The sequence below is a fragment of the Wansuia hejianensis genome (genome assembly GCF_014337215.1).
GTDB classification, from domain to species: Bacteria; Bacillota; Clostridia; order Lachnospirales; family Lachnospiraceae; genus Scatomonas; species Scatomonas hejianensis.
On the sequence record NZ_CP060635.1, the window covers coordinates 1,406,232 to 1,418,170 of the forward strand.

At 50.4% G+C, this 11,939-nt stretch carries 14 protein-coding genes; 1 reads left to right on the forward strand and 13 read right to left on the reverse strand.

Annotation, left to right across the window (positions count from 1 at the left end; translation table 11 throughout):
- Positions 1-31 precede the first annotated feature (31 nt).
- The 6 genes from H9Q79_RS06515 to nrdR form a co-directional block, all read right to left on the reverse strand.
- Positions 32-1,027: a uroporphyrinogen decarboxylase family protein gene (locus tag H9Q79_RS06515; RefSeq protein ID WP_249329466.1), complete on the reverse strand. Its 996-nt coding sequence runs from the start codon at positions 1,025-1,027 to the stop codon at positions 32-34.
- 137 nt (positions 1,028-1,164) lie between these two features.
- Positions 1,165-2,700 carry a PucR family transcriptional regulator gene (locus tag H9Q79_RS06520; protein WP_249329467.1) on the reverse strand — a complete coding sequence of 512 codons (1,536 nt, stop codon included), beginning with the start codon at positions 2,698-2,700 and terminating at the stop codon, positions 1,165-1,167.
- Between the two features lie 161 nt (positions 2,701-2,861).
- Positions 2,862-3,656 carry an ABC transporter ATP-binding protein gene (locus tag H9Q79_RS06525; protein WP_118648395.1) on the reverse strand — a complete coding sequence of 265 codons (795 nt, stop codon included), beginning with the start codon at positions 3,654-3,656 and terminating at the stop codon, positions 2,862-2,864.
- Positions 3,656-4,582, reverse strand: coding sequence for an ABC transporter permease (locus tag H9Q79_RS06530; RefSeq protein ID WP_118648407.1), 927 nt, complete (start codon positions 4,580-4,582; stop codon positions 3,656-3,658). Before H9Q79_RS06530 ends, H9Q79_RS06525 begins: the two co-directional genes overlap by 1 nt.
- A 100-nt stretch (positions 4,583-4,682) precedes the next feature.
- On the reverse strand, positions 4,683-5,759 hold the full coding sequence (locus H9Q79_RS06535) for an ABC transporter substrate-binding protein (RefSeq protein ID WP_249329468.1): 1,077 nt from the start codon (positions 5,757-5,759) through the stop codon (positions 4,683-4,685).
- 181 nt (positions 5,760-5,940) lie between these two features.
- A complete protein-coding gene (gene nrdR, locus H9Q79_RS06540; protein ID WP_118648393.1) occupies positions 5,941-6,390 on the reverse strand; it encodes a transcriptional regulator NrdR in 450 nt (149 codons plus the stop codon).
- A 98-nt stretch (positions 6,391-6,488) separates the two neighbouring features.
- Here nrdR and H9Q79_RS06545 point away from each other — a divergent pair, with 98 nt between their 5' ends.
- Positions 6,489-6,764, forward strand: coding sequence for a PRC-barrel domain-containing protein (locus H9Q79_RS06545; RefSeq protein WP_118648391.1), 276 nt, complete (start codon positions 6,489-6,491; stop codon positions 6,762-6,764).
- Between the two features lie 83 nt (positions 6,765-6,847).
- Here H9Q79_RS06545 and H9Q79_RS06550 read toward each other — a convergent pair whose 3' ends face one another.
- The 7 genes from H9Q79_RS06550 to H9Q79_RS06580 all read right to left on the reverse strand — a co-directional run bounded on the left by H9Q79_RS06550 (position 6,848) and on the right by H9Q79_RS06580 (position 11,933).
- On the reverse strand, positions 6,848-7,171 hold the full coding sequence (locus tag H9Q79_RS06550) for an acylphosphatase (protein ID WP_249329469.1): 324 nt from the start codon (positions 7,169-7,171) through the stop codon (positions 6,848-6,850).
- Complete coding sequence (locus tag H9Q79_RS06555) at positions 7,134-7,715, reverse strand: xanthine phosphoribosyltransferase (protein ID WP_118648387.1); 582 nt, start codon at positions 7,713-7,715, stop codon at positions 7,134-7,136. The genes H9Q79_RS06550 and H9Q79_RS06555 overlap by 38 nt, the downstream gene beginning before the upstream one ends.
- 136 nt (positions 7,716-7,851) lie before the next feature.
- Positions 7,852-8,859: an SPFH domain-containing protein gene (locus tag H9Q79_RS06560; RefSeq protein ID WP_249329470.1), complete on the reverse strand. Its 1,008-nt coding sequence runs from the start codon at positions 8,857-8,859 to the stop codon at positions 7,852-7,854.
- A 3-nt stretch (positions 8,860-8,862) separates the two neighbouring features.
- Positions 8,863-10,077 carry a TFIIB-type zinc ribbon-containing protein gene (locus H9Q79_RS06565; RefSeq protein WP_249329471.1) on the reverse strand — a complete coding sequence of 405 codons (1,215 nt, stop codon included), beginning with the start codon at positions 10,075-10,077 and terminating at the stop codon, positions 8,863-8,865.
- A gap of 7 nt (positions 10,078-10,084) precedes the next feature.
- Entirely contained in the window at positions 10,085-10,777 is a 693-nt protein-coding gene (locus H9Q79_RS06570) for a PspA/IM30 family protein (RefSeq protein WP_118648383.1), read from the reverse strand.
- Between the two features lie 205 nt (positions 10,778-10,982).
- Positions 10,983-11,396, reverse strand: a complete 414-nt coding sequence (locus H9Q79_RS06575) for a C-GCAxxG-C-C family protein (protein ID WP_118648381.1) — start codon at positions 11,394-11,396, stop codon at positions 10,983-10,985.
- A gap of 54 nt (positions 11,397-11,450) precedes the next feature.
- Positions 11,451-11,933 (reverse strand): COG2426 family protein, encoded by a 483-nt coding sequence (locus tag H9Q79_RS06580; RefSeq protein WP_249329699.1) that lies wholly within the window; start codon positions 11,931-11,933, stop codon positions 11,451-11,453.
- Positions 11,934-11,939: the final 6 nt, after the last annotated feature.

The following is an 11,939-nucleotide window of genomic DNA, read 5'->3' on the forward strand; positions in this document are numbered from 1 at the left end:
ACTTCAAATCCGCAGCTCCTTCATCAGATCTTCATTTTTTCATCTGTTCTTCATTGTACCTGTTCACTTCATCCATAATACATTCCAGCACGCCCGGGAAAATAGATTCCGGAAGCCCATAGGTGATGCAGGGAATAAACGCGCCGTAGGGTTCTCCCTCAGCGATGGCTCTTCTCACTTCCGCCCGCACCTCTTCTTCCTGCCAGTCCTCTCTGTCGATGATCGAGTCAATGCCTCCCATGCAGATCAGTTTTCCCTTCACCCTTTCCTGAATCGATTTAAAATTATTGGTTCTGAGCGCTCCCTGCCAGGTGGTGATATGCATATCCACGAAATCCTCAACCAGCGGCTCACAATAGCTGTCCGCGTGCAGGATCACCTGTACCCCTCTGGACGTAATATATCCGAACAGCTTCTCATAACGCGGCTTGAAGAATTCATCAAATACTTCCTTGCTAAAGAAAAGCTTATCCTTCGCGCCCAGATCATCATGAAACAGAATCGCATCAAGGTCCAGATGATCCATCAGTTCCTTTGCATACTCCATTTTCCAGTCCAGCAGCGCATCCAGCAATTCCCCCGTAGCTTCCGGCTCCATCAGAAAATTCATTAGTGTATCTTCAAATCCCATGAGGAAATGGCTGGATTCAAATAATCCGGTGACCATCAGACCCGTTGCCAGCTTTTCTTTACGATTAACCGCAGCGCATGCCTCCTGAGCTGCCTTCCAGGCCTCATCCGGAAATTGCAGATCCTGTTTGATAAAATCCTTCCGCCATTCCGTTACATCTTTTATAACCTTTGTCTCATCTGTCACATAGGGCATCCCCGCATGCTCACCCTTTTTCCACCGGATCGTCACCCCAAAAGGATTTTTAGTATCCTGCCCTTCGATATAACAGCTGAAATAATATTTATTTAGCAGCGGCTCATTAATAACGAATTCAAAAGGTTCGTACCCATTGACAAGACGTTCCGGCTTTCCGCCTTTTACCAGTTCCATGTAATTCTCTCTTGCAGTCAGCATAATTAGTCCTCCTAAAATCTAATTCGCACTGTTCCCAACGGATTCCCGCTCTGGGAATCTCTGATAGGTTGCATTATAATATAGGAGCATATTTTCTGTAAATTCTGCAAATAGATGAAGTTACGGAACTGTACATACTACATTTTATAGCATTCCGTTACCAGTTTCAGGATTTCAAAAGAAATCATCAGGTGCAGACAGGTTTCATAATTATCAAAATCTATTCCTGTCAGCTGCCTGATCCGGTCCAGACGGACAAGAAGAGTTGTCCTGTGTACTTCCAAAAGTTCGGCCGTATGTGTGATGCTGTGCCGTTCCCTCAGGAACACTCTGAGACTCTCCAGCAGATGGGTTTCATTTTTACTGTCATAATCCTGCAGAACGGTTATCGCCGGATGGCAGACCTGCTCTGCCTGCAGCTCTCTGGTACATTGTTCCATCAGATAGGGCAGCACATATTTTGGAAAGGAATAATACCATTTTGTGCTGTCCGTGCGTTCCCCGATCAGCAGCACCCGTTCAGCCTCCACACAGTATCTGTGCAGACGGCTGAAATCGTCAAATACATTGCTGATTCCCGCTTTGCACAGGGTCTCCCGCAAAAAATACGGCAGATTTTCTTCATACACACTGGCACTGTTCTCAGACCTGCTCAGATTCCTGATGCATATAAACCGGTCTTTCTCTTCTACCACATAGCAGTCATGAAACAGCTTCCGTATCTGTGCTTTATAATAGGCCATGCCAACGCCGCCGCTGACTCCTTCCTGAAACTGGAAGAGAATCACCTGGTAATGATGGCTGATCTCCCAGTGATACCGGCTCAGCACACGGCGGATATCCCCTGCATTCACCTTCACACCTTGCAGCAGCCCGCAAATCATCTCGTACATCTCTCTCCCACTCTGAAGATATTGCCCCTGCCCGAAGTAATCCTCATATACATCAGAGACACATTCCCCAAAATCCTGTATCAGCCTTCTCACTCCATGGGCTTTCTCGTGGTTTTCCGTACTGGCCAGCAGCCTCGCCTGATACTGCCCGTCGCTTTTAAAATTATAGCAGTAATACCAGTCTTGATAAGTATTATAATACAGAAAAACATCATCATATTTAGCCGCTTCTTGAAAATCCTCATCAGCCACCAGCTCGTTCACCATCCCAAGCGTTACCATTCCCTGGCCGTCTACCCAGGAATTAAACTCCTCAAAACGGGAGGAACTTCCCACAATCCTCATGGACTGAGTCGCTATGCAGCCCGTCAGCTTATAGACTTCATCCAGCGTATCCAACAACTCGCTCAGGCTTTCCTTCTTACGTATCTGAGTACCCAACCGGATATACCATTGATAATACCTGTTAAAAACCTGCTGTACATATCCCATAATCTCATGCACCCCAATGCTGCCTGACATGCAGATCCAGTACAACTCCTGTCCCTCCAGCTCCTCTTCATCCAGCCATCCTGCACAGAGTATAAATTTTCTTCTCCAGATGGTCAGATCCCGCAAAAGCCTCTCCTTCTCAACAATATACAGTACCCGGTTCTGGGGCAGCCCCTTTTCCCACAGCTCATAAGAGTCTATTTCAAAATCCTGATCCACTTCAATGTTGGTACGAATTGTAGTATCCAAAGAAAGTGAATATATAACAATACCAGCCGTAATATTCATAGATTCCTCCATCTGACATTCAGATTATTCCTACTATTTATAGTACCACATAGCGTCGTATATTTCCATACTCGCCAATCTCACGAACAAAAAAAGTGCGACATGAAAAATCATGTCACACTCTTTGATATATGGCTTGTTGTTCCTTCGTTCGTTAATGTTCAATTCAGCATCATTCTGTCATTGGCGAATTCTTCACCGGCCGCCTGCTCGAATTTCTCCAGCAGCTGGGAGACTTCCAAATTCTTTTTTTCTTCGCCCGCCACATCATAGATCACTCTTCCGTCATGCATCATGATCAGGCGGTTGCCCATCCGGATGGCATCCTTCATATTGTGGGTGATCATCAGCGTAGTCAGATGGTTTTCCGCGACAATCTTCTCCGTCAGCTCCAGCACCTTGGCCGCTGTCTTGGGGTCAAGTGCCGCTGTATGTTCATCCAGGAGAAGCAGTTCCGGCTTCCGTAGCGTCGCCATTAGGAGTGTCAGTGCCTGACGCTGTCCGCCTGAGAGAAGGCCGACCTTACTGGTCATCCGGCTTTCCAGTCCCAGTCCCAGTGTTCTCAGTGATTCCTGGTATTTCACCTTCTCATCCTTCGTGATCGCCCATTTCATCCCGCGCTTCAAGCCCCTGCGGTATGCCAGGGCCAGATTTTCTTCTATCTCCATGTCTGCTGCTGTTCCCATCATGGGATCCTGAAACACACGGCCCAGGAATCTGGCCCGTTTATGTTCCGGCCAACGGGAAATATTCTCGCCGTTTAGAATGATTTTCCCCTTATCAATGGGATATACACCACAGATCATATTCAGCATGGTGGATTTACCGGCGCCGTTGCCCCCGATGACGGTAACAAAATCACCATCCTTCAGAGTCAGATTCAGCCCGCACAAGGCTTTCTTTTCATTGACAGTACCTTTATTGAAGGTCTTTTCAACATTTGTCAGCATCAACATCAGCGTTCTCCCCCTTCTGTATAGGCACGTTTAATCTTCCATTTCTCCAGGAGCACCGGTATTGCCAAGAATACTGCCACAACGATCGCAGAAATCAGCTTCAGGTCATTGGCATTCAGCCCAAGCCACAGCACCACCTGCAGCACCAGATAATAGATCACGGCTCCCAGGGCAACTGCCAGAAGCCTAGTGGCAAAGTTCTTGCAGATCTTCCCGAATACCACCTGTCCGATGATAACAGCGGCCAGTCCGATTACAATAGCACCACGCCCGGCCTGTACGTCGGCAAATCCCTGGTATTGGGCATAAAGTCCGCTGGCCAGAGCGACAATTCCGTTGGAAAGCATTAGACCCAGTATTTTACAGAAATTAATATTAATACCCTGGGCACAGGACATTCTGGGATTGGCTCCTGTGGCCCGGATAGAGCATCCCAGCTCCGTACCAAAGAACCAATAAAGCACTCCGATCAGCAGTATAATGATGAGAGCCGCCACCACCAGCGTATTTTTATAAAAGGGCACTCCTTTGATATAGCGGAGAGAGACCAGCAGATCATATTTATCCACGCTGATCGCCATGTTCGACGCGTTGCCCAGAATCCGCAGATTAATCGAATACAAGCCCAACTGGGTCAAAATTCCCGCCAGGATCGCCGGAATTCCCATGGCTGTGTGCAGAATCCCCGTCACGAATCCGGCCAGCATTCCCGCCGCAAAGGCACACAGCAGCGATACGCCCACCGAATGCCCGTTTACCATCATAACGATACAGACGGCCCCTCCGGTCGCCATCGTACCGTCCACGGTCAGATCCGCAAGATCCAGGATCTTATAAGTAATATACACGCCGATTGCCATAATGCCCCAGATCAGTCCCTGCGCGCAGGCACCGGGCAGAGCATTTAAAAGATTTACTATCTCCACAACATTTCCTCCCTTGTACGCCAGCAAAGGCTGCTGCATCTGTTCCAATGCAGCAGCCCCAACCGGCAGTTCTGTCAAATCATACTGCCGACAGCATTTATTAACCTTCTATCGCTTCGTAATCATCCGGAACGGTGATATTCAGTTCTTCACATCTGGCCGGAACATATTTTTTCGTCACGTTCGGCGCGGATTCGATGGGCATTTTGGATATATCTTCGCCATCCTGCAGAATCTGTACCGCCATCTCTCCAGCCTTGTAGCCGATGTCATAGTAGCTGATGGACAGAGTCGCAACGCCGCAGCCAGAACAGATACCTTCTTCGCCCGCAATGATCGGAATTCCAGCAGGCAGGCAGACGTTGTTAATTACTTCCGTATTGGAAGCAGATGTATTGTCAGTCGGGACATAGAGCACATCACATTCAGATGTGGCGCTGGTCGTTACGGCTGCGATATCGTTAGAATCCGCAAAGGTATAATCCTTACACGTATAGCCGTATTCTTCAAGATATGTGCGGATCGTATCGGCCTGGTATTTGGAGTTCGCCTCTGCCGAACAATACAGGATTCCCACATTCTTGGCATCCGGAAACAGCTCGTTCAGCATGGTCGCCTGATCCTTCAGCGGAGCCAGATCGCAGGTTCCGGAAATATTAGTTCCGGTCACGCCGGTCCAGTCATCGATATCCAACGCGGTCGCATAATCAGTGATGGAGGTCCCCAGGATCGGGATCTCGCTCGTCGCCGCTTGTGCTGCCTGAAGAGACGCTGTCGCGTTGGCCAGAATCAGATCCACATCCGAGGATACGAACTGGTTCATGATCGTCGCGCAGGTCGCTGAATCTCCTGACGCATTTTGTTCGTCAAATTTCACATTGTCCTTGCCGAGCTTTTCCACCAGAGCATCCTTAAATCCCTGAGTGGCTGCGTCAAGGGCTTCATGCTGCACTAACTGGCAGATGCCGATATTATATACGGTACCGTCGCCCGTCTGTTTTTCTTCCGAACTGCCGGAGCTGCTGGTTCCTGTGCTTCCGGAGCTCTCCGACTTGGATTCCGTCTTGGACTCTTCCTTCGATGAGCCGGAAGAAGCGCTTCCTGCTCCGTCAGACCCACAGGCTGCCATCGATGCCGCAAGCATCAACACTGTCACAAAAGCTATTGCCTTTTTCATAATGATTCCCTCTCTTTTCCTTCCAGTATTACGATTAAGCGGAGCGGCACTTTAGTGCTTTAAACCGTCATCTCACTCAATGCTAAAATTGTATCTCATATTACACCTTTTGTCAAATCTTATTTGGTCTAATTTAGTCTTTGCCGCCGCTTTTAAAGCATTCAGAGATAAAAAGGCAATTTTATTTAAGGATCTTTTTCAGTTCGTCCATAAAGGTATTCACGTCCTTGAATTCCCGGTACACAGATGCAAAGCGCACATAGGCCACAGGGTCCAGATCCTTCAGATGATTCATCACGAGTTCCCCGATGACTGTGCTGGGTATCTCCTTCTCTTCCAGATTGAAGATCTCTATCTCCACCTGGTCTACCAGCTCATTGATCTTCTGCACCGGAACCGGCCGCTTGTGACAGGCTCTGAGCACTCCGCCCTCGATCTTGGAGCGGTCATACTGCTCCCTGTTCTGATCCTTCTTAATTACGATCAGGGGAATTGTCTCCACCTTCTCGTAAGTAGTAAACCGTTTCCCGCACTCATCGCACATTCTGCGGCGCCGGATGGCGTTGTTATCCTCCACCGGACGCGAGTCCACCACCCTTGTATTATCCTGGTTACAAAATGGGCACTTCATATGATTAACCTCACTTCTTAAATATGCGGATTTCTTTTTCCAGTATAAAGTCTAACCCCCTTCAAGTCAATCATATACTAGAAAAAAAGGACTTTTTCATGCGCCTAATTGACCTGAAACAGAAAGAAGTCATCAACATCTGCACCTGTTGCTCCATCGGCTGTCCCGCAGATGTGGAATTCAACTGTATCACCGGCCGGATCACTGCGCTGATCGTTCCCGGCCCTGCAAAATTCTGCGGCATTCTGGGACGTGAAAAGGACATCATCATCCCCTGGGAGTGTATCTGCCAGATCGGAGATGATATCATCCTCGTCAAAATCCCCGAAGAACCGCCGCCTCCGCCTCCGCCAAGGCCTCCACGGAATCCATAACGCAACATCCTTTGAACAGAAGAACGCTCCGCCCGGCTCACCGGGAGCCGGCGGAACGCTCTTCTGACTTTTTCATTTCTTCATCACCGGATGTGAAAGCCTGATTCCTTCTGCAGCTCCATCCGCGTCTTCCGGATCTCTTCAATCCAGACAGCCTCCGAACGCGCGGCCATATCCAGCATCTGGCCGATAACATCCGGCGGTCCCTGAACCTCCAGCTCCACCGTATCATTCCAGCAATTCGTCACCCATCCGGTCAGCCCCAGGGCATTCGCCGCATGGCTCACCCGGTAACGGAAGCCCACTCCCTGCACCCGTCCGGATACGATCATATGGTAACGGACATGTTCTTCCATCTTCAGACCCTTCTCACTGTTCTCGGAAGAGGATGGTCCCAGTCTCATCATCCATGCTCTCGATGATCGCCAGGGACTCCACGCGGATTCCGTCTTCCCGAAGCATCCTGCCGCCAGGCTGCTGGCCCTTCTCAATAGCGATCCCCACGCCTTCGACGGTCGCTCCTGCACTCTGGATCATGTCGATCAGACCGCGCACGGCACAGCCGTTGGCCAGGAAATCGTCAATGATCAGCACATGGTCTGTGGGCTGAATATATTTTCTGGAAACAATCACATCATAGACCCGTTTATGGGTGAAGGATTCTATCTTTGTTGAATAAACCTCTCCGTCTATATTAATGCTCTGTGTCTTTTTCGCGAATACCACCGGCACCTGGAAATGCTGCGCCACAATGCAGGCGATCCCTATCCCGGACGCCTCAATCGTGAGAATCTTATTAATGGGACGGTCCGCAAAAAGCCGTTTGAATTCCTTTCCCATTTCGTTAAACAGCTCCACATCCATCTGATGATTCAGGAAGCTGTCTACCTTCAGCACATTCCCGCTCTTTACGATTCCGTCTTTTCGAATCCGTTCTTCCAAACTCTTCATCTCTAGCTCCAACCTTTACATTTCTTTGATTCAATTCTTATCCGGCACCTCCAAAGAGTGCCGCCGCGCCATCCGTTCCCGGAGGCAGCAGGCCGGAATCCCATGCCCGCATGGATATCCAGCTGCTGCCCGGGAGTCAGGAACGTATCAGCTTTATCCCACAGTTCGGACAGAAATTAGCTCCCTCTGTCTTAATTCCGCAATTCGGGCAGAAATTCGGCACGCTACCGCCGCTCTGGCCGGACTGCTGTCCTGCCGGAGCTGGGTTTCCCTGTGGATTCTGGCCGCCGAATACTGATGCCTGCTGCATCTGGCTGGCCATCTGCTGCCCCATAGCCATCCCCATTCCCATGCCGGCCATGGTACCGGCCATGCTGCCGGCTGATCCGCCGCCGTTGGACACAGCGTCTGTCATCGCTGCCTGCTGATATCGGCCCATATCGCCGATCATGCTCTGAGAAGCAACCTTCTCAGCCATTCTCTGTATTTCCTCCGGATAGCTGACATTGGAAATTACAAAGCCCGCGATCCCAATTCCTATCTTCAGCATCTCCATATCCAAATCTTCGCAGATGCCCCGGGCAATGTCAAATGCATTGGCCTGCAGATTGAACATATCCTTGCCTTCTCTTACGATCCACTTCATCAAAAGCTGATCCAGTATGGATATAACCCGTTCTTTCACATCGTCAATTGTAAACTGCTGCCGGATTCCCGCAATTTTATCGATCAGGACTGCGTGGTCAGCCACCTTACAGTTAAACGTACCAAAAGCCCGGACCGGCATCCCCCCCGGCAGCCCCGGTGCAGGGATATTGATCGCATTCTTTGTGCCCCATTTCACTGTTAACTCCTTTGTGTTGACAAACAGCACTTCAGCACGGATACCGCTGTTAAATCCGAACTTAAATCCCTTCAGGGAAGACAGGAACGGGATGATCTCTGATTCAATATCAAAGCTTCCCTCATCCTTAAAAATGCCTTCCACCCTGCCATTATACAGAAAGACCGCATCCTGGCCCGGCCGGATGATCAGCCGGCTGCCCTTCTTGATCTCCCGGTTGCCCCATTTCCAGAACAGGACGTCATCCCGGTACTCCTCCCATTCAACAACATTCGCAAATTGATTTCCAAATAGTCCCATCTATCATATCCTCCTGTCCGGCCATTCGTATGCCATACCGGAAGCTACCGGCGCCCACTGTTCACGGCTCTCTTCAGCCGCGTCAGCCATCCAATCTGCTTCCTGCGCAGCAGCCACCTGGGGAAGCGCGCCCGGCAAAGCTGAGGAGCTCTGAAGCTCATCTCCCCACATCAGCAGATAGATCAGAATAAAGGCCGCAACTGCCGCTGCGGCCAGCAGGGCAATTTTCAGCGGACTCTTGGGATATCCACCTCTGATACTCCCGGTCTGTCCGTTGACCAGCACCGTATACTGCCTGCCCTTATAGTCATAGGCAGTGGCATATACAGGCAGGATCAGCTGTTTGTATGTCTCATTCCGATATTCCGGCTGTATATGTACATCTCTCACCGAATCAAAGCGGCATAGGACATCCCGTTCCGCCATCTGGTACAACTCCCGTTCCATTTCCTGCCTGGCTTCCCGGTGCGCATCTTCCAGATCCCGGCTGCAGCACTCCGCTTCATAGCCCGAAAAGTAATCAGGTGAATAGGACGCGGCATCTGCCGTCTGAAATGGTTCGATCCGCTCCAGAAGCCTGCCGTCCAGCTTGTGGGAAGCCCTTACCAGCACATCATCAAAAAAACAGCCGACTGTCCCGCTGGTAAAATACCAGTCCGTATGAGTCCTGGTATGGGTCTCTCCGTCCTTATCCCTATAAGTCTCTGTCCGCGTTCTTCCGCCTTGTGCCGTATAGTAGCAATGTGTCTGGGCGTCGAAGGTCCAGTAAGGCAGATAAACCCCCTGCAGCTTCCCCTTCTGATACAAGTTCCGCAGGGCTCCCGGCGCCAGCCAGCGCTTCTTGATCCAGTTCCTGAACAGCTCTCCCACCTGGTTCTGATCGATCTGGAAGGGCACTACGCCGTCCGGGATTACCACCTCTTCCTGCTTTTCCGCCAGCACATAGGTGGTTCCGCAATAGGGGCATTCTGTAGCGGTACAGCTGGCCTCCACTTCAATTCTAGCGCCGCAGCTCTTACACTCCATTGTATGAGATGTTTTTTCATCCGCACGGATTCTGCTGCTGCTGTATCTGTCCAGAGGGTGTTCGACGATCTTGTTCCTGTCATTAATGATCTCTATCACAGTTCCGCAGTTGGGGCATTTTAATGCCTGCGCCGCCACGTCAAATTCCATAGTGCCGCCGCAGCTTCCGCATTTATACGTTTTCTCTTCCATTGCTCAATTACAGTCCCATTTTCTTTTTCAACGCCGCCAGCTCGTCATCTACATCTGCGGAGGCGCCGCCATCGTATTTTTTCTTCAGGTCTTCGACGCTCAGGTCCTCTGAGGAGGGAGTGTTCAGCTCTGCCATGGCATTGGCCTCGTCCAGCATCCTGTCGGCCTTGGCCTCCATTCGGTCGAAGGCGGAAACTCCGTCGGTGACACTCACATTGCCCACCTTGGCGGTCAGATCATTCATCCGCTGCTGTGCCTTGGCTGCCGCTAGCTTGGCCTTAATGGACGCTTTCCTCTCGTTCAAACTGGCTATGTCCTTTGTCAGCTTATCATGCATTTCTTTCATCTTCTCGGCGTTGGCAGACGCACTGTCATAGACCTGCTGACAGGTCTCTTTATTCCTGGCCAGCTGGGCTTTTTTCTCCAGGAACTTCCTGGCGTCCTCCTCATTGCCGGCCGTAAGGGCTTTCTCAGCATAGCGCTGCATTTTCTCAATCTCCTGGCCGCACTCATCCAGCTCTCTTTTCGCTCTCGTCTCTTCTGCCATCACAGCGGCCGTCTCAGCTTTCACTTTGCCCAGGTCGCTTTCCATGTCCCTCAGATACTGGTCGATCATCTTCTCCGGGTCTTCTGCCTTATCCAGCAACGCATTGATATTCGCTGACATAATGTCCTTAAATCTTTTGATGATTCCTGCCATAACTTTTTCCTCCTGGATCCTTCGTCTATAAATACTGCTGCCGGATTACGCCGGCATCATCTTAATTATAGGATACTTTCCTGTCATTGTCACGAAAAAAATCAGGATACCCGTCGATTTATCTGAAATTTCCAGCTTCTACGTATCCTGATTTCCGTTGTTCCGATTCTATTACTCAGCCTGTCGATGACATGCCATCTCCAGTCTATACCTCTTTCGTAAATAAAATTTTCTCCGCCAGCTCTGCCGCGTCTCTGATGCAATCGTTGCACGCCCTGAGCACCCTGCCCGTATCCACCCCTTTTAAATCACGGCAGATCGCAGAACCGTTTTTCTCTTCAAATTCTTTCAGGATCTCTCCTGACAGCTGATACGTAGCTTTCTTGCTGGTGGGATTTTCACAGCCCAGGCTGTTCTTCATGCCTGCCAGTGTGACCGCGCCTGATACTGCCCCGCAGATCCCGTTCATGCAGCCCATACCCAGTCCATAACCTTCCGTCATGCGGAACATCTCATCCTCGCTGATCCCCACGAGATCACAATAGGCACAGGCCACTGCCTGCGCACAGTTATAACCCCTGCTGTGCAGTTCCTGGGTCTTTTCCACTCTCGTTTTCATTTAAAAATCCTCCTGTCCTTTGTTATGTTCCTTCTTAATGTGTGCTCCTGCCCGTCAGCCGCCCAGGACGCTTCCAACCGCTCCGAACAGGCCGGCCGATGCAGCTCCCATGATGACTCCGGCCAGCAGCACGCCTCCCATTACGGCGATCACGCTTTTCTTGAATCCCATGTCCAGCATGCTGGCCGCCAGCGTGCCGGTCCAGGCGCCCGTCCCCGGAAGCGGGATTCCCACGAATAGCAACAATGCGATAAACAGGCCTTTCCCTGCCTTTTCCTTCAGTTTCCTGCCGCCCGACTCACCTTTTTCCAGGCAGAACCGGAAAAACCTTCCGATGGCCCTTTTGGTGCTCCCCCAGACCAATACCTTTCTGGCGAAGAAATAAATAAACGGCACAGGCAGCATGTTTCCAATCACGGCAATTATATACGCCGGGACAAGCGGAACGCCCATGCCGACGGCAATCGGGATCGCTCCCCTCAGTTCAATAATCGGAACCATAGATACCAGAAATGTAATCAAATAGTATTTCAGCATAACTGC